The organism is Demequina ureilytica, assembly GCF_048553575.1.
Lineage (GTDB): Bacteria > Actinomycetota > Actinomycetes > Actinomycetales > Demequinaceae > Demequina.
Map to the genome: position 1 here is coordinate 309,186 of NZ_JBLZIE010000001.1, position 16,366 is coordinate 325,551.

General features: G+C 69.1%; 16 protein-coding genes and 1 pseudogene. 11 read left to right on the forward strand and 6 right to left on the reverse strand.

Annotated features, from left to right (window positions below; translation table 11 throughout):
• Nucleotides 1-58: 58 nt before the first annotated feature.
• Genes ACNI3K_RS01310 through ACNI3K_RS01320 form a run of 3 tightly spaced genes read right to left on the reverse strand, consistent with a single transcriptional unit; the run spans nt 59 to nt 3,149 of the window.
• Nucleotides 59-1,714 carry an ABC transporter permease subunit gene (locus ACNI3K_RS01310; RefSeq protein ID WP_419391084.1) on the reverse strand — a complete coding sequence of 552 codons (1,656 nt, stop codon included), beginning with the start codon at nt 1,712-1,714 and terminating at the stop codon, nt 59-61.
• Complete coding sequence (locus tag ACNI3K_RS01315) at nt 1,714-2,667, reverse strand: ABC transporter ATP-binding protein (RefSeq protein WP_419390056.1); 954 nt, start codon at nt 2,665-2,667, stop codon at nt 1,714-1,716. Before ACNI3K_RS01315 ends, ACNI3K_RS01310 begins: the two co-directional genes overlap by 1 nt.
• Nucleotides 2,664-3,149, reverse strand: coding sequence for a GbsR/MarR family transcriptional regulator (locus ACNI3K_RS01320; protein WP_419390057.1), 486 nt, complete (start codon nt 3,147-3,149; stop codon nt 2,664-2,666). Before ACNI3K_RS01320 ends, ACNI3K_RS01315 begins: the two co-directional genes overlap by 4 nt.
• Nucleotides 3,150-3,263: 114 nt before the next feature.
• Here ACNI3K_RS01320 and ACNI3K_RS01325 point away from each other — a divergent pair, with 114 nt between their 5' ends.
• Nucleotides 3,264-5,540: an RNA degradosome polyphosphate kinase gene (locus ACNI3K_RS01325; protein ID WP_419390058.1), complete on the forward strand. Its 2,277-nt coding sequence runs from the start codon at nt 3,264-3,266 to the stop codon at nt 5,538-5,540.
• The gene (locus ACNI3K_RS01330; RefSeq protein ID WP_419390059.1) at nt 5,537-6,508 is read left to right on the forward strand and encodes an NUDIX hydrolase; all 972 of its coding nucleotides are present in this window, start codon (nt 5,537-5,539) and stop codon (nt 6,506-6,508) included. Before ACNI3K_RS01325 ends, ACNI3K_RS01330 begins: the two co-directional genes overlap by 4 nt.
• 628 nt (nt 6,509-7,136) lie before the next feature.
• Here the strand turns inward: ACNI3K_RS01330 and ACNI3K_RS01335 are convergent.
• Together ACNI3K_RS01335 and msrB are read right to left on the reverse strand one after the other, a co-directional pair.
• Complete coding sequence (locus ACNI3K_RS01335; protein WP_419390060.1) at nt 7,137-7,766, reverse strand: hypothetical protein; 630 nt, start codon at nt 7,764-7,766, stop codon at nt 7,137-7,139.
• An 85-nt stretch (nt 7,767-7,851) separates the two neighbouring features.
• Nucleotides 7,852-8,238 (reverse strand): annotated as a pseudogene (gene msrB / locus ACNI3K_RS01340) (peptide-methionine (R)-S-oxide reductase MsrB); the annotation flags it as partial.
• Nucleotides 8,239-8,687: 449 nt separating this feature from the next.
• On the opposite strand from msrB, the gene ACNI3K_RS01345 reads away from it, so the two are divergent.
• The 7 genes from ACNI3K_RS01345 to ACNI3K_RS01375 all read left to right on the forward strand — a co-directional run bounded on the left by ACNI3K_RS01345 (nt 8,688) and on the right by ACNI3K_RS01375 (nt 14,111).
• On the forward strand, nt 8,688-9,701 hold the full coding sequence (locus ACNI3K_RS01345) for a siderophore ABC transporter substrate-binding protein (protein ID WP_419390061.1): 1,014 nt from the start codon (nt 8,688-8,690) through the stop codon (nt 9,699-9,701).
• A gap of 4 nt (nt 9,702-9,705) precedes the next feature.
• A complete protein-coding gene (locus ACNI3K_RS01350) occupies nt 9,706-10,692 on the forward strand; it encodes an ABC transporter permease (RefSeq protein WP_419390062.1) in 987 nt (328 codons plus the stop codon).
• Complete coding sequence (locus tag ACNI3K_RS01355) at nt 10,679-11,743, forward strand: iron chelate uptake ABC transporter family permease subunit (protein ID WP_419390063.1); 1,065 nt, start codon at nt 10,679-10,681, stop codon at nt 11,741-11,743. The genes ACNI3K_RS01350 and ACNI3K_RS01355 overlap by 14 nt, the downstream gene beginning before the upstream one ends.
• Nucleotides 11,740-12,498, forward strand: coding sequence for an iron ABC transporter ATP-binding protein (locus ACNI3K_RS01360; protein ID WP_419390064.1), 759 nt, complete (start codon nt 11,740-11,742; stop codon nt 12,496-12,498). Before ACNI3K_RS01355 ends, ACNI3K_RS01360 begins: the two co-directional genes overlap by 4 nt.
• 129 nt (nt 12,499-12,627) lie before the next feature.
• Nucleotides 12,628-12,930, forward strand: a complete 303-nt coding sequence (locus ACNI3K_RS01365; RefSeq protein ID WP_419390065.1) for a DUF1540 domain-containing protein — start codon at nt 12,628-12,630, stop codon at nt 12,928-12,930.
• Nucleotides 12,931-13,008: 78 nt separating this feature from the next.
• Complete coding sequence (locus ACNI3K_RS01370; protein WP_419390066.1) at nt 13,009-13,797, forward strand: AzlC family ABC transporter permease; 789 nt, start codon at nt 13,009-13,011, stop codon at nt 13,795-13,797.
• Nucleotides 13,794-14,111, forward strand: a complete 318-nt coding sequence (locus ACNI3K_RS01375; protein WP_419390067.1) for an AzlD domain-containing protein — start codon at nt 13,794-13,796, stop codon at nt 14,109-14,111. Before ACNI3K_RS01370 ends, ACNI3K_RS01375 begins: the two co-directional genes overlap by 4 nt.
• Nucleotides 14,112-14,241: 130 nt before the next feature.
• Here ACNI3K_RS01375 and ACNI3K_RS01380 read toward each other — a convergent pair whose 3' ends face one another.
• The gene (locus tag ACNI3K_RS01380; RefSeq protein WP_419390068.1) at nt 14,242-14,841 is read right to left on the reverse strand and encodes a DUF1349 domain-containing protein; all 600 of its coding nucleotides are present in this window, start codon (nt 14,839-14,841) and stop codon (nt 14,242-14,244) included.
• Between the two features lie 88 nt (nt 14,842-14,929).
• Between ACNI3K_RS01380 and ACNI3K_RS01385 the strand changes: the two genes are divergently transcribed.
• Both ACNI3K_RS01385 and ACNI3K_RS01390 read left to right on the forward strand, forming a co-directional pair.
• A complete protein-coding gene (locus tag ACNI3K_RS01385) occupies nt 14,930-15,268 on the forward strand; it encodes a YciI family protein (protein WP_419390069.1) in 339 nt (112 codons plus the stop codon).
• A 78-nt stretch (nt 15,269-15,346) separates the two neighbouring features.
• Nucleotides 15,347-16,360 (forward strand): 1-phosphofructokinase family hexose kinase, encoded by a 1,014-nt coding sequence (locus tag ACNI3K_RS01390; RefSeq protein WP_419390070.1) that lies wholly within the window; start codon nt 15,347-15,349, stop codon nt 16,358-16,360.
• The last annotated feature ends 6 nt before the right edge of the window (nt 16,361-16,366 follow it).

A 16,366-nucleotide genomic window follows, 5' to 3' on the forward strand; every position in this document is an offset into this window, starting at 1 on the left:
AAGCCTAAGCGGCCCCACGCTCGAGCACCCCAGCCGGCCCCCGCATCGGCCGCCCTCGCTATCCCCGCAGGTCGCGGTGGCGGTAGGCCGCGAGTCCTCCTAGGACGAGCACGGCCGCCACGCCCACGAGCACCGCGAGATACCACCACGTCATCCCGATCTCGAGCGGGTTTCCGTTTCCGTAGTAGTAGAAGGGCGAGACGCGCGCCCAGTTCGCAAGGTCGGGGTTCACGGGCACGAAGCTGTTGATGCCCCACCCGAGCACGGCCACCGCCGTGCCCGCCCCGATCGCAGTGCTCGCGCGCCCCGTGACCGCGCCAGCCGCGAAGGCGACAGACCCGAGCAGCATCCCCAGCCCCGCGAGCAGCGCTCCCGCAGCCGCGATGTGACCGACGTCCATCCCCAGGCCCGCGATCGCGTTGCCGCCCGCGACCCCCGCGAAGAGCGCCGCGCCCACGAGGAGCGATCCGACCGCCATCGCCGCCGCCTTCCGCGCCGCGATCGCGGTGCGAGAGACCGGCATCGTGGCCAGCATGCTGACGGTGCGGCGCTTCTCCTCGCCCGCGAGCGCGGCACCGGCGTTGATCGCGACCACGGCGACGGCGACCGGTGCGACGATGCTCATTGCCTCGCCGAAGTACCAACCCTCGGGCGTCGAGAAGTCGGCAAAGCCCACCATCGCGAGGATGGACTCCGGCATCGCGTCGACCACGTCGCCGATCTCCCCGCTGATCGCCGAGAACATGGGCCCCAGCACCAGGGTCTGGAAGACCAGCGCCCCACCTGCGACAAGGAGGAGCGGGCGCAGGTCGGTCGTCGCCTTGGCTGCGATCCCCCGGGTCGAGCCGCTCCCGGTCAGCATCGAGACGATCCGCCCCACGCGCGGGTCCTCGCGCAGCCGCTCCAGCAGGGGGGCGCGCACGGTTCCGGAGCCGAGGTCACGGCGGTTCACTCCCCACCACGCCGCAGCGACCAGCCCGGCAGTCAACGCGCCGAGCACCAGCAGCGGCGGCCAGTCCACGCCGTTCGCCATGGGCTGCGAACCGCTAATCCAGTACCAGGGCGATGCCTTCGCCCACTCCTCGAAGCCCTCGAACAGCGGCAGCAAACCCGAGACCAGGAAGGACAGCACGATCAGCCCCACACCTACGCCCGATGCGAGGGCACGGCCGCCCGTCCACGCGCCCACGGCGAGCGCAAGAGCCGCGAAGAACAGGCAGACGACGAGCAGGTGCACCGTCGCGGCGGTCAGGTCCATGGAGCCGATGTCGGACCCCGCGAGCGCGGCGGCACCCGCGTACGAGGCCGAGGCGGCGACGCCCGCGACCACCACGATCGTCGCCCCCGCGAGCGCCTTGGAACGCAGCAGCCGGCTGCGACTGCGGGGCATCGTGCCCAGCACGTTCATGGTGCCCGCCGACTCCTCGCCGGCAATCGCCGCCGCACCCATCGACACGCCTATCCCCGCGATCACGAACGGACCCAGGAAGTTGAACAGGTTGCCGAGCATGAGCCCGGCGGCGCCCGCATCAGCCGTGATGCCCAGCAAGGACAGGTAGGCGGGTGGCATCTGGGAGATGAAGTCGATCACGTCGTCCCCCATGCCGGCGTAGGCCCACATCCCCATCCAGGCGATCGCGAACAGGGATGCGACCGCGATGGCGGCGCTCAGCCAGCGGTCGCGCAGGCTCTTCAGATAGACGGTGCGCAGCATCACGCCGCCCTGCCGTCCTCGGGGTCACGGCGACCGTCCGGGTCATCGCCCGCGGCCTCGACCTCGTCACGATAGAACTCGAGGAAGATCTCGTCGAGATCGACGCTCGCGGAGGAGACCGAGAGGACGTCGTGCTCGGTCGCGACGGCCAGCAGCGGCGCCATCGAGCCCTCGTACTGCGCGGTGACCGTGGGGCCGTCGACAGTCAGCTCGTGTACGCCCTCCACACCCTCGAAGGCATTCCGAGGCACGGCGTCGCCGAACTCGAGAGTGATGCGCCGGAGCGCCTTGTCCTGGAGCTCATCCATCCGCTCCACTGCGATCAGGTGGCCACGGCGAATGAACCCCACCCGGTCCGCGACCCGCTCGACCTCGCTGATGGTGTGAGACGACAGCAGGACGGTGCCGCCCGCATCGGCCATCTCGCGCAGCAGCGTGTGGAACTCGAGTTGCACCAGCGGGTCGAGACCCGTGATGGGCTCGTCGAGGATCACCACCTCGGGAGAGTGCATGAAGGCGAGCACGATCCCGAGCTTCTGTCGGTTGCCCGACGAGTACTCGCCGACTTTCCGGGACAGATCCGCATCCAGGCGCTCCGCGAGCTCGTCGACGCGCGTCCGGTCCACACCCCCACGGAGTCCCCCCAGGTACTGGACCGTCTGGCGGCCCGTGAGTCCCGGCCACAGCGCGAGGTCGGAGGGCAGGAACCCAATGCGACGATGGATCTCCACGGCGTCGCGCCTGCTGTCGAGGCCCAGGACCCGGCATTCTCCGGAAGTGGGCCGGATAAGGTCGAGAAGCGCCCTGATGGTGGTGGACTTGCCCGCGCCGTTGGGTCCCAGGAAGCCGAAGATCTCGCCGGGATGGATGTCGAAGCTCACGTCGTCCACCGCGGTGAACTGCCCGAACTTCTTGGTGAGGCGATCGATCTCGATCGCGGGGGTGTCGGTCATGACTCTTCCTTCCTGAGGAACTCCTCGAGCCGCTTCGACAGCAGCGGCCACTCGTGCTCGAAGAACCGCACCATCTGGTCGAGAGACACGATGCGGTCGTGGCGGGTGGCGGGCATCACGTCGGCGCCCATGTCCGCGAGCTCACGCAGACCCGCGATGCGGCGGTCCTCGGAGCCGATGAGCCGCACCCACATGTCCTGCGGCAACTGGTAGAAGTGCGTCCGCACGCCCATGCGCCGCACCTTCTCGACCATCTCCACGCCGGCGAGGTTGCGCAGCTGCGTGGACACGGTGCCGGCGGAGAGCCCAAGGGCCGATGCGATCTCGGCTTGGGTCTGCGCGGCAGGTTCGCACACGCTCAGGTACCCGAGGATGGCACCTGCGGCGTGCCCGAGCCCGCCCGCCTGCCAGTAGTCCGCCACGCGCTCGACATACGCCAGACGCTCGGGGGTGAGGTCGTGGGAGGCCTTGTCGTCGGTCATAGTTTCAGTTCTATTTGAAATTAATGAAACTGTCCATCGTCCGTGCGGATGATCCGCGCCGGGACCGGGACCCTGGGGGTGGTCGCGCGCGCGAGGCCATGTCACCATGGGCACATGCAAGATGGCACCCAGGCTGACAGCCTCGACAAGACCGCAGCCGGGCCCCCTCCCGTCGGGGAGACGACGGAGGCAACCTCGCCCACGAGCGGGGCGATCGCCACCGCAGGTGACAACGCCCACGACGACGACGCGGACACGCCGGACGATTCCGCACACCTCCCGCCGAACCGCTACCTGGACCGCGAGCTGTCGTGGCTTGCGTTCAACGAGCGCGTGCTCGAGCTGGCCGAGGACCAGTCCACTCCCCTGCTCGAACGCGCCCGGTTCCTCGCCATCTTCGCCTCGAACCTGGACGAGTTCTTCATGGTGCGCGTGGCGGGCCTCAAACGCCGCATCGCGGCAGGGTTCGCCGTGCCCAGCGCGACCGGCATGAGCCCCACCCGTCTGGTCGAGGCGCTCACTGACCGCGCCCACCACCTCATGGACCGTCACGCGGACGTGTTCGAGGACCAGGTGCTTCCGCAGCTCCAGGAGCAGGGCATCCACCTGGTGCACATCCAGAACCTCGACGAGACCGAGCGTGAGCGACTGCGCAAGCTGTTCCGCTCCGACATCTTCCCGGTGCTGACGCCGCTCGCCGTCGACCCCGCTCACCCGTTCCCGTACATCTCCGGGCTGTCGCTCAATCTCGCCGTTGAGTTGCGCGACCCCGACACCCTGAAGCAGTTCTTCGCTCGCGTGAAGGTGCCCGAGACGCTGCCCCGATTCCTGAGCGTCGACTCGACGGGAAAGGCCGCTCAGGTGACCGACGCATCGGCGCTGTCGGACGAGCCGCGCAGCTTCGTGCCGCTCGAGGACGTGATCGCCGAGCACCTCGACTACCTGTTCCCCGGCATGGAGGTGATGAGCAGCTCCACCTTCCGCGTCACCCGCAACGAGGACGTCGAGGTCGAGGAGGACGACGCCGAGAACCTGCTCAAGGCCATGGAGCGCGAGCTGCTGCGCCGCCGGTTCGGCCCCGCCGTGCGTCTTGAGGTGGCGCAGGATCTGCCCGGGCACGTCCACGACCTGCTGGTGCGCGAGCTCGGCATCACCGAGCACGACGTGTTCCACCTGCCGGCGCCGCTGGACCTCACCGGCTTGAACGTCATCGCGGACCTGGATCGCCCCAAGCTCCAGTTCCCCGCCTTCCGCCCCACCACGCACCACCAGCTCGCGCCGGTCGAGACCGCAGACGAGCAGAACGTGTTCGATGCGATCCGCCGCGGCGACATCCTGCTGCACCACCCGTACGACTCGTTCTCGACGTCGGTGCAGGCATTCCTGTCCCAGGCTGCGCTCGACCCCAAGGTGCTGGCGATCAAGCAGACGCTGTACCGCACCTCCGGCGACAGCCCCATCGTGGACGCGCTCATCGAGGCGGCACGCAACGGCAAGCAGGTGCTCGCGCTGGTCGAGATCAAGGCGCGGTTCGACGAGCAGCAGAACATCGGCTGGGCCCGCAAGCTCGAGAAGGCCGGCGTGCACGTCGTGTACGGACTCGTGGGTCTGAAGACTCACTGCAAGCTGTCACTCGTCGTGCGGCAGGAGGACGAGGGGCTGGTGCGCTATTGCCACGTCGGCACCGGCAATTACCACCCGAAGACCGCCCGCCTGTATGAGGACTACGGACTCCTCACCAAGGATCCCGACGTCGGGGCGGACCTCACCAAGCTGTTCAACCAGCTCTCCGGCTACGCGCCCAAGGCAAAGTTCAAGCGCCTGATCGTGGCGCCCACCGGCGTGCGCATCGGCCTCATCGACCGGATCGAGCGCGAGGCCGAGAACGCCCGCGCCGGCAAGGAGGCGTGGGTCAAGTTCAAGCTCAACTCCATCGTCGACGAGAAGACCATCGATGCGCTGTACCGTGCCTCGCAGGCCGGCGTGCAGGTGGACCTGGTGGTGCGCGGGATCTCCGCACTGCGGCCAGGCGTACCGGGACTCAGCGAGAACATCCGTGTGCGCTCCGTGCTGGGACGGTTCCTCGAGCACTCGCGAATCTTCGCGTTCGCGGGCGGCGGCGAGCCCGAGATCTTCCTCGGCTCCGCCGACCTCATGCACCGCAACCTGGACCGGCGCATCGAGGCGCTGATCTCCATCGTCGCGCCGCACCAGAAGGAATTCCTCCTCGAGAACATCGACATGGCGATGTCGACCGACTACTCCGCGTGGGAGCTCGGGGAGGACGGCGTGTTCACCCGCACCACCGAGGACGCCGACGGCCGCCGGCTCAAGGACGTCCAAGCCACCTACATCAAACGCCAGCCCAAGCGGAGGGCCAAGCGCAAGTGAAGCGATATCCCCCCGGGACCGTCATCGCGGCAGGGGCTCTGATCTGGCGTGTCCGGGACGGCGAGTTGCAGGTCCTCGCGGTACATCGCCCCAGGTACGACGACTGGTCGTGGCCCAAGGGAAAGCTCGACCCGGGCGAGACGCTGCCCGGGTGCGCGATCCGCGAGGTCGCCGAGGAAACCGGCAAGCAGGTGATCCTCGGGCAGCCCCTGCCGACCCTGCGCTATCCGGCCGGAGGCAAGACCAAGGTGGTCAAATACTGGGCAGCCCACCTCGCATCGGACGGTGCCTGCGCCGTGAAGGCGCGTCCCGCCTACAAGCCCGCCTCCAAGGAGGAGATCGACAAGAAGCGGTGGCTCAACGTCGACGAGGCCCGCGCCAAGATCACGTTCAAGGACGATCTGCGGCCGCTCGAGGTGCTGGTCGACGCGTACCGGAATGACAGGCTCGAGACCCGCGCCTTCGTGCTCGCACGCCACGCCCGCGCCAAGCGCCGGAAGGCGTGGGCGGGCGACGACATCGACCGGCCCATCACCAAGGCCGGCCGCGAGCGTGCACAGCAGCTCGTGCCGCTGTTCGCGGCCTTCGGGATCAAGCACATCGACTCCTCGCCGGCGCTGCGTTGCATCCAGACCGTCGAGCCTTACGCGGACGCCGCCGGCCTCAAGGTGAAGAGTTTCCGTGCCCTCACGGAGCCCGGCCACGCATCCAAGCCGCTGTCGACGGCATCGGTGTTCGTGAATCTCCTGGGGAGGGAGTCGAGCCGGGTCGTTTCCGTGCACCGCCCCACGCTGCCGACCATCGTCGAGATGGTCCGCGCGGCCACCCGCTCCTACACGCGTGGCGCGCTGCCCCGCAAGAACCCGTACCTGCCTGCGGGCGGGGTGCTGGTGGCACACGTGCTCGACACTGACTCCGGGCCGCGCGTGACGGCCATCGAGACCCACCTGCTGCAGGTGCACCCGTAGCGCTGCGCCCGCACTCGTATCACCCGGGCCCCGTTACCGCACCCCCGTCACCGGGACCGCAGAACTCTGCGACTGCGGGACTGCGCGACTGCTCAGCCCCTCCGGCTGCGACCCACCCCCGCCGCTGCTCGACCCGAGCGGCCGGACCAACTCAGCTCCCGCGCCTCAGCTCACGTTTGGCGGAGCGGCGCTGGCTCAGTTCATCCGGCCCGTCGGCACAGCACAGCGGCGCAGGAGCGGGGGCAAGGGGCCGCAGTACGCAGGCGGGGGCACGGGGGCACGCAGCACAGGGGCGCGTACGGCCGCAGCCGCGAGGGAGAAAGGGGCGACATCGGACTGGGAGCGCCAGTCGGCGCGAAGGCCGCTCGTGGCGGCTTGATTTGGAGCCCGGGGCTACCGCAGTCCGATGTCTGGTTCCACTTTACGCCTCTCGCCGCGGACCTCAAGTCCCACCCCACGCCGCCCTTGGGCTGATCGTGTCCTAGCAGTCATCGAGTGCTGAGAGCGGGCCCGCCTTCGGCACTGAGTGACTGCTGGCGGGCGAGTGGGCGGGAGCCCTGCCGATGCGCGGGCCGGGACCAGCGGTCCAGTCCAGACGGCCCAGTCCAGGCGGCCCAGTCCAGGCGCTTCAGTCCAGGCGGTCTTCGCGCCACATCGCGGCGCAACGCTCGAGGTCCTCGCCGGTGCGCAGCAGCTGGGCGGCGCGCAACGAGGTCTCGTGGGCACGGCGATCGTTGTGGCCGTCGTCCGACTCCGCCTCGTATGCGGCGCCAGTGGCGACCACACGGCAGAACGCCCCCGCGCGCTCGAGCGCTACGGCCAGGTCGCCGGAGAACACGCCGGACAGTACCGAGTCGGCGAGCGCCTGTACCTCGTCGGGACCCGGAGGATCCTCGACGCCCGCGATGGCGTGCCGGACGTGAGCCGCGTGAACGCCGTGGTGATACGAGCGCGCGACGGAGCGAGGCTCGTGCTTGACCCACTCGCGCAGCATGTAGATGCGCCACAGGGCTCCGGGAAGACTATGCGCGCCGGCCTTGGACCACATCATCGCGACGGTGTCGATGCCCTCCTCGTCGACGAGCCGCACGAGTCGGTTGGTGAGGTCCGGGTCGTGGGCGGCGCGAGCCTGGGACACCAGGGCGAGCGCAGTCTCGTGCGCGATCAGGCCGCGATCAGCGGGATCGATGTCCCCCTCGATCTGTTCGGCCTCCTCCATGTCGAGCATGGCTGGTCGGCGAAAGCGCGGCTCGACCACGTCAGTCCTCCTGAGTGGTCCCGGCGCCGTCGCCGTAAGTCTCCCGAGCATCGGCCGTCTTGCCCCCGCCGCTCTCGCCGCCGTCCTCGAAGGTGAGCGATACGGAGTTGATGCAGAACCTGTCGCCGGTGGGTGTCTGCGGCGCATCCTTGAAGACGTGGCCCAGGTGGGAGTCGCAGGTGGCGCAGCGCACCTCGGTGCGGATCATGCCCAGCGACACGTCCTCGGTGAGGTTGACTGCGTCGTTCTCGGCGGTGAAGAAGGACGGCCAGCCGCAGTGGGAGTCGAACTTGGTGTCGGAGCGGAACAGCTCGGCGCCGCAGGCGCGACAGCGGTAGACCCCGTCGCGCGCGTTGTCGAGCAACTCACCCGTCCAGGGGCGCTCGGTGCCCGCCTCGCGCAGCACGTGGAACTCGTCGGGGCTCAACTCGGCGCGCCATTCGGCGTCGGACTTCTCGATGCGCGGTGTCATGGTGGTTCCCTTCGGATTGGCTCTCCGTAGCTGTCAGCGTACGCGCGGGAGCCTCGGTTCATGCCACGTCGAGTCACAGCACATCGCTCCGCAGCACATGGAGTGCACGCACGGTTGTGCAGGGACAGGCGCGACGCCCGGCCGCTGAGGGGGGGATGACCGGGCGCCGCACGCTGTGACTGAAAGGTTCCCGTGCAGCATCTCGCCGTGACAGGTCACCAAGTGAGACGCCGGCGGCCGCAGATTTGTTCCCCGCCCCCAGCACGGCGACCGATGCGCGGGTTGGCCTGGTCGATCATAACCCCTGGCAAATATCCGAATAAGGCAAACCTTACCTACGAGGTTGGCCTTTTCGCAACTCTCCGCTAGCGTAATTCCCGCCAGCCCCGCCGACGGGGCCACGCAATCGACGTCGACGCTCTCCATCCACCGCTAGTACTGGAGTTTCCATGCCTCTTTCCAAGTCATTCAGCGCGCCGACGCTGCTCGCGATTGCCGCTCTCGCTCTCACCGCATGCGCATCCGAGCCCGGGGCCCCCGCCGACACCACAGCCACCGCCTCTGCCACCTCCGCACAGCAGGAGACGGACCAGCAGGAGACGGAGGCCCCCACGGAAGTCACCGTTAGCACCGCGCAGGGAGAGGTGACCGTGCCCTTCCAGCCCGAGCGGGTCGTGGTCGTCGAGCACGGCATCCTCGACACGATCGACTTCCTCGGTGCCGGCGACGCCGTGGTGGGCATCCCCCACCACGCGGTCCCGTCCTACCTCTCGGACTTCGAGTCCTCGACCGAGAACACCGGCACGCTCTTCGAGCCGGACTACGAGGCCATCAACGCCGCTGAGCCGGACCTCATCATCGTGGGCGGACGCTCTGCCGCGACCCTTGCCGAGATGGAGGAGATCGCACCCACCATCGACCTGTCGTTCGGCTGGGGCTCGGAGGCCTTCATGTCGACGTTCGAGGCCAACACCCGCGCGATCGGCCAGATCTTCGGGGCGGACGATGAGGCGGAGGTGGCGCTCGCAGAGGTCACCGCGACCGCGGAGGCAGTCGCGGCCGATGCCGCAGACAAGGGCGAGGGCCTGGTCCTCATGACCAGCGCCGGCGAGGTCTCCGCGTACGGGCCGTCTGAAGAGGGCCGGTTCGACTTCGTCTACAACCTGCTGGGCATCGCGCCCGCAGTCGACCAGGTCGCGATCGACGACCACGGCGATGCGATCTCGTTCGAGTTCATCTCCGAGCTGGATCCCGACCTGCTGATTGTGCTCGACCGTGACGCCGCCATCGGCGAGCCCGGCGACTCCGCCCAGGCGGTACTCGACAACGACCTGGTCGCAGGCACGACGGCCGTCCAGAACGACAAGGTCGCGTATGTGGACACCGAGAAGTGGTACCTCGCCTTCGGCGGTCTCACCTCGGTGACGTCCATCTTCGACGAGGTCGGCACGCTGGTCGGCTGACCCGATGGCCCCTCCTCGCAGCAAGGTCGCGGCCGTCGCCCCCTGGGCGGCGGCCGCGGTCGTGCTCGTCCTCGCCCTCACATCGCTGTTCGTCGGAGTCGCGCAGGTCGACCTGGGATCGCTACTGACGGACCCCGCCGCGCGTGAGGTGTTCGTCATCAGCCGGTTCCCGCGCACCGCGGCGGTCATCCTCGCCGGCGCGGCGATGGCGATCGCAGGCCTGATCATGCAGCACCTCACCCGCAACCGGTTCGTCGCCCCCACCACCGCTGGCACGATCGACGCCGCCGGCCTGGGCCTGCTCACCGCGACCATCCTCTTCGCGGGCGCCTCGATCATGTCCAAGATCCTGCTGGCGATGCTGTTCGCCCTCGCGGGCACCGCCCTGTTCCTGGCGCTCATCCAGCGAATCCAGTTCAAGGACGTCATCTTCGTCCCGCTGTTGGGTCTGGTGCTCGGCGGCGTGTTCCGCGCGATCAGCGAGTTCTTCGCCTACCGCGCCAACCTCACCCAGACCCTTGACGTGTGGATGAACGGCGACTTCTCGGGCGTGATCCAAGGGCGGTACGAGACGCTGTGGTTCGCGGGAGGGATCGCGCTGCTCGCGTACCTGTTCGCCAACAGGCTCACGGCCGCCGGCATGGGCCAGGACTTCGCCACCAACATCGGGGTCAACTACCGTCTCGCCGTCGCCGGCGGCCTCACGATCGCGGCGCTCGTCACCGCGGTCGTGATCGTGACCGTGGGCGCCATCCCGTTCCTGGGACTCATCGTCCCGAACATCGTGACCATGACGATGGGGGACAACCTGCGCCGCGGCCTGCCGACCACGGCCCTCGGCGGCGCTGCCCTCGTGCTGGCGTGCGACATCCTGGGCCGCTGGCTGATCTTCCCCTACGAGATCGCCGTCGGCACCATCGTGGGCGTGACCGGCTCCGCGATCTTCCTGTTCCTGCTGATGCGCAAGGGGAACCGCTATGCCCATGCCTGACGCCCCCGCCGCGCCTGCCGCGCAGCCGCCCGCGCATCGGACCCATGCCGCCGCGCCCCCAGGAGCCGGACGGACGAGCCAGCCCGCGCATCGGCGCCGCGATCGCCGCCTGCCGCTGCTGTTCATCGGCCTGGCCGTGCTGCTCGCGGGCGCCGTCGCCCTGTTCTTGACGTGGGGCGTCGACGGCCACTGGGACTTCGCGCTGCCGCGCCGGCTCGAGCAGCTCGCCGCGCTGGTGGTCGTGGGCGCCGCGATCGCCGTCAGCACCGTCGTGTTCCAGACCCTGACGCAGAACCGCATCCTCACCCCGTCCATCATGGGCTTCGACGCGCTCTATGTCCTGGTCACCACCGCGCTGGTGTTCGTTCTCGGCTCCGCGACGGCCGAGGCGATCGATCCGTTGGCCATGTTCGCCGTCAACACCGCACTCATGATGGGCGGCGCGACTCTGCTGTACCGGTGGGTGCTGGGCGACGGGACCCGCGGGCTGTACACGCTGATCCTGGTGGGCGTCGTAGCCGGCACGTTCTTCTCCTCGCTGTCCTCATTCATGTTTCGGGTCATGGACCCCAATGAGTTCGACACGCTCATGGACCAACTGTTCGCGTCGTTCAACGCCATCGACACGACCCTCCTGGGGATGGCGACGGCGCTGCTGGGCGCCGGGATCGTGGCCGCCTACGCCCTCGCGCCGCGCCTGGACGTGCTCACGCTCGGTCGCGAGCGCGCGATCGCGCTCGGCCTCGAGTATCAGCGGACGGTCACCGCGCTGCTCATCATCGTGGCCGGGCTGGTGGCGGTCTCGACCGCGCTGGTGGGCCCCATCACCTTCCTCGGGCTGCTGGTGGCCAATCTTGCCTATCAGCTCACCCGCACCCACCGTCACCTCGTGACCCTCACCGCCGCAGCGCTTATCGCCATGGTCGCGCTCGTGCTGGGCCAGGCCATCCTTCAGCATGTGCTGCACTTCGGCGGCACTCTCGGCTCGCTCATCAATCTCGTGGGCGGTGTCTACTTGATCGCCCTGCTCATCAAGGAGGCGCGCGCATGATCGCGATCGATTCGGTCACCAAGTCCTACGGCTCCCACGTGGTGGTCGACGACGTCTCGCTCGCACTGCCCGATGCGGGGGTCACCTCGATCATCGGGCCCAACGGGGCGGGCAAGTCCACCTTGCTGTCTGTGGTGAGCCGCATCCTCGGCGCCGATGCCGGAGTCGTCTCGGTCGAGGGCCTGGACGTGTTCACCTCACCGTCCAAGGAGGTCGCCAAACGGCTCAGCATCCTGCGTCAGGACACTCACATGACAGCGCGCATCACCGTGCGCGAGCTCGTCGAGTTCGGCCGCTTTCCACACTCGAACGGGCGCCTGACGCCCGAATGCCGCGTCGCGGTCGCCGAGGCCGTCGACTACTGCGACCTCGGCGACCTGACCGAGCGGCCCATCCACGAGCTCTCGGGAGGCCAGCGCCAGCGCGCTTACGTGGCGATGGTGCTCGCCCAGGACACGCGCTACGTGCTGCTCGACGAGCCGCTCAACAACCTGGACATGGTGCACGCTACGGGGCTGATGCGGCTGCTGCGCGGGCTCGCGGACAGCCAGGGCAAGTCCGTGGTGATGGTGCTGCACGACGTCAACTACGCGAGCGCGTACTCCGACCGGATTATCGCGATGCGTGACGGCGCACTGGTCCAGGACGGTCCGCCAGAGACGGTGATCACCGAGCATGCGCTCGAGGACGTGTACGGCATGAACTTCCGGGTGCACGCCGTGGATGGCGACCGGATCGCCGCGTACTTCCGGTAAGGGTCACCTTTCTCCAACAATAATGTTCCCATAATGATTGCGGAACCGCATTGTTTCTTTATTTCAAATCGCGCAAGGTGTGCATTCTCGGCGTATTGTTGAGGGAAATGGATCTACCAAGGAGGAACCATGCCCACGATGATCGGACTGCCCATCGTCTCGTCCTGCTCCGTTGAGAGCTGCGGCTACAACCACGACGGCTGCCACGCCTCAGCAATCTCGGTTGGAGCTGCGCGCGGCAACGAGAACTCGGCGTGCAACACCTATGCGGTAACCGACGCCAAGGGCGGCAACGCCGACGTCGCCGCCGTCGGCGCGTGCTCGCGCACCGACTGCGTGCACAACGAAGAGCTCAGCTGCACCGCGGAGGCCATCGAGGTGGGCGCATCGTTCGACGAGGCCGACTGCCTCACCTTCGCCGCGCGCGCCTGACCCTGGGCACGTGCTGGGCCCCCGCATCGGCCCGTCACGCGACATCTGCGCGACATCGGGCCATGCCACACTGACCCGGTGACCGCTGCCCCGCCGCCCGCCCGCGAACCCGGGGCGCGCAGCTTCCTGCGCATCGGCGCAGCGCAGTGGCGGGATATCTGGACGGGCATCCGCGCGATCGCCCCCCTGATGCCGGGCGCCGCGGTGTTCGGCCTCGCCTTCGGTGCCCTCATCCAGGTCGTCGGGCTCCCGGGATGGATGGCGCCCTACGCCAGCAGCACGGTCTCCGCGGGCGCGAGCCAGATCGCCATCATCGAGGCGCTGCGGCAAGGGGCTCCAGCCGTAATCGCGATCGCGACGGCGCTCGTGATCAACGCGCGGCTCGCGCTGTACTCGGCGGCGCTCGCCCCGGTGTTCTCGGCCTTCCCCATGCGCTGGAAGCTCGGTCTCGCCTACCTGATGACGGACCAGTCGGCGGCCGTGTCGGTGCTGAAGGCCGGCGAGTGGCCGGACGCCGTGCGGCGACGCTGGTTCATCTTTGGGGTGTCAGGGCCGTTCGTCGTGGTGTGGATCCTGGGCACTGCGGCGGGGGTGGTGCTGGGCCCCGTGATACCCGAGTCGTGGCAGATCGGCTTCATCGTGCCGCTGATGTTCCTCGCGGTCCTGGTGCCCGCGCTCACGACCTGGCCGGCCGTCGCCGCGGCGGGCATCTCCATCACCGTCGTGCTGGCGCTGAAGGACGTGCCGTACGGCCTCAACGTGCTGATCGGCGCGCTGGTGGGAATCGGTCTCGGCACGCTCGTGCCGGCTCGCCGTGGCCCGCAGGACGCAGGCACGGCCGAGCCGCCCCCGGAGGCCGCACCATGATGACCGCCTTCGTCGTGTTCACGATCGCCGCCATCGGCACGTTCGCGATCCGCATCTCGGGAATCGTGCTGCTGGGCGGCGACCGTGATCTGCCGCCGCGCGTGCGCAAGGCCCTGTCCCTCGTCGCACCGGCCGCGATGGCCGCCATCGTGGCGAACTCGCTGTTCCTGGACCAGACCGAGTGGCGCGGCTTCGGCGCGTGGCACCTGGCGGCACTCGTGGCCGTGGGCGTCGCGCTGTGGAAGCGGTCCATGGGATGGACGCTGCTGGCGGGCGCGGCGGCATTCGCGGCGCTGCTGCTCGCTGGCCTCTGACTCATCGCTGCGCCCACTGCCCCACCTCCCGGCCACCGACCCCGCGTCCTGGAGGGACATGAGCGCAAGAAGACGGCCGGATCCTGCACTCATGTCCCTCTAGGACGCGCGGGACTCACGGGACCCGAGATCAGTGCAGCGCGGCGTCTACTTCACCGCGCCGATGCGCCACGAACCTCACCACCAGGCCCGCCCGGGTAGGTGCGCAGCAGAACAAGCCAGCCCGCGCATCGGCCGTGGGAGACAAGGGCGCGACGCGCACCAACCGCCAGGGTTCGTCGTCGACCCGCGCGCGAATGGTGACTGCGCCGCCGTCGCGCGACGCCCTCACCGTCACCTCACGGCCCATCCACTCGGGCACCGGCGCGACCGACCAGTCCGAGACGCCGTGGGTGACGACCGCACCGACCTGCGCGGCACCGTCCGAGACCTCGACCCCCGCCTTGATCCAGGTGGACTCGTCGACGCGGATCATGACGCCCGCCTGGTCGAACTGCTGGTCGTAGTCGAGCACGAACGTGACCTCGACGGCCTCGCGCGCACCAAAGGGGGACAACAGCGCGTGCGCACTGTCGTGGACGAACCCGTACGACGTCTCGCGCCACGCGTCGGACTCTTCGCGGGCCTCGACCAGCAGCTCGCCGTCCGCGCCCCACTCCGCGCGCATCGGCTCGGTGGTCCACGCGCCGGTGCGCACCAGCTCCTGAAGACCTGTGTTCGTCTCATGCATACGGCCAGGCTACGGCGCTAGCATGGGCCGCGAAGGCTTCCGCAGCGTGCCAGGGACCCGGCCGAGGTCCGTCCACAGGGAGGGTGACGTGGCTCAGTTCGCACTGATGGTGCACGATCGCGGCGACGGCCCTGCGCCCACGCCCGAACGCATGGCCGACTTTGGCCGGCGGGTCGGCGCCCTCGAGCGAGACATGAGCACGGACGGCGTGTGGGTCTTCGGGGCGGGCCTCGCGCCCGCCAGCGAAGCCAACACGGTGACGGCCGATGCGGTCGTCACCGAAGGTCCGTTCGCCCAGTCGGGTGAGCACATCGCGGGCATCTGGGTGATCGAGGTGCCGACCCTCGCAGCAGCGCAGAGCTGGGCGGCACGGACCGCCGATGCCTGCGGCGCCCCCATCGAGGTCCGTCCGCTTCACGGAGGATAGGCACGGCCCGAGCGCCTGCTGACCTCGGGGAAGCGTTCACCCGCGAATTCTCAGGTCTCGCGATCTAGGCTTGCTGACATGAGCGCATTCGCCGAACGTGGGTCCTCCGAGCAAGGTCCCGACTCGGGCGGCGGCGGCCCCCGCGTGTGCGTGCTGGCGCCCGCGCCCATGATGTTCGTCGAGATCACCGGCGACGACGGCACCGCCGGAGTTGCCGGCCAACCGACCGTGCACATGCACCCAGGCGGGCAGGGCATCTGGGTCGCGAGCATGGGCGTGTCGCTGGGCGCGACGGTCAGCGTGTGCGCACCGCTTGGCGGAGAGCTGGGCGAACCCGTCCGCAGCATGCTCCGTGCGGCCGGCATCACGGTGGTCGACGCGGGCGTGGGCGCCGGCACGGGGGCCGCGGTGATCGACCTGCGCGGAGCGGAGCGAGCCACGGTCGCGCACATGCCGCCCCCGGCCCTCGGCCGCCACGACCTCGACGATCTCTACGGCATGGCGCTCGTCGATGCCTTGGGCTCCGACGTAGTGGTGGTCACGGGCGTCGAGCCCGCTGGCCTGGTCCCGCCGAGCTTCTTCGCGCGGCTCGTCGCGGACGTGCGCGCGGCCGGGCTGCCTGTGGTCGCGGATCTGTCCGGTGCGGCGGCACTGGCGGTGATCGAGGAGGGGCCGGCCGTGCTGAAGATGAGCCACGAGGAGGTGAACGCCGCCGGCCTCGCTGAGGACGACGACCTGGATTCGCTGCGTGGCGCAGCAGAGCGCATGGTCGAGGCAGGCGTGGGCGCCGTCGTGATCTCGCGCGCGCACGAGCCGACCCTGCTGGTGACCTCCGCGGGCTACCGCCTCGCCTCAGGGCCGGCCGTCAGGCCCGTGGTCCACCAGGGCGCTGGGGATTCGCTGACCGCCGGCCTCGCCGTGGGCATCGGACGCGGCATGGCGGTGACGGACGCGCTCAGACTCGGCACCGCGGCGGGCACTCTCAACGTGACCCGGCGCGGCCTCGGATCTGGCCGCCGTGAGCAGATTGAACGCCTGGCCGCGCACATCGAGATCACGAACGGCGAGCGGAACCACCACGGGACAGCGTGACGTGGG

What these genes read in the sequence shown, in the direction of transcription:
- ACNI3K_RS01310 (WP_419391084.1), bottom strand. Translation starts at nt 1,714, where the DNA reads ATGCTGCGCACCGTCTATCTGAAGAGCCTGCGCGACCGCTGGCTGAGC.
- ACNI3K_RS01315 (WP_419390056.1), bottom strand. Translation starts at nt 2,667, where the DNA reads ATGACCGACACCCCCGCGATCGAGATCGATCGCCTCACCAAGAAGTTC.
- ACNI3K_RS01320 (WP_419390057.1), bottom strand. Translation starts at nt 3,149, where the DNA reads ATGACCGACGACAAGGCCTCCCACGACCTCACCCCCGAGCGTCTGGCG.
- ACNI3K_RS01325 (WP_419390058.1), top strand. Translation starts at nt 3,264, where the DNA reads ATGCAAGATGGCACCCAGGCTGACAGCCTCGACAAGACCGCAGCCGGG.
- ACNI3K_RS01345 (WP_419390061.1), top strand. Translation starts at nt 8,688, where the DNA reads ATGCCTCTTTCCAAGTCATTCAGCGCGCCGACGCTGCTCGCGATTGCC.
- ACNI3K_RS01350 (WP_419390062.1), top strand. Translation starts at nt 9,706, where the DNA reads ATGGCCCCTCCTCGCAGCAAGGTCGCGGCCGTCGCCCCCTGGGCGGCG.
- ACNI3K_RS01355 (WP_419390063.1), top strand. Translation starts at nt 10,679, where the DNA reads ATGCCCATGCCTGACGCCCCCGCCGCGCCTGCCGCGCAGCCGCCCGCG.
- ACNI3K_RS01360 (WP_419390064.1), top strand. Translation starts at nt 11,740, where the DNA reads ATGATCGCGATCGATTCGGTCACCAAGTCCTACGGCTCCCACGTGGTG.
- ACNI3K_RS01365 (WP_419390065.1), top strand. Translation starts at nt 12,628, where the DNA reads ATGCCCACGATGATCGGACTGCCCATCGTCTCGTCCTGCTCCGTTGAG.
- ACNI3K_RS01375 (WP_419390067.1), top strand. Translation starts at nt 13,794, where the DNA reads ATGATGACCGCCTTCGTCGTGTTCACGATCGCCGCCATCGGCACGTTC.
- ACNI3K_RS01380 (WP_419390068.1), bottom strand. Translation starts at nt 14,841, where the DNA reads ATGCATGAGACGAACACAGGTCTTCAGGAGCTGGTGCGCACCGGCGCG.
- ACNI3K_RS01390 (WP_419390070.1), top strand. Translation starts at nt 15,347, where the DNA reads ATGAGCGCATTCGCCGAACGTGGGTCCTCCGAGCAAGGTCCCGACTCG.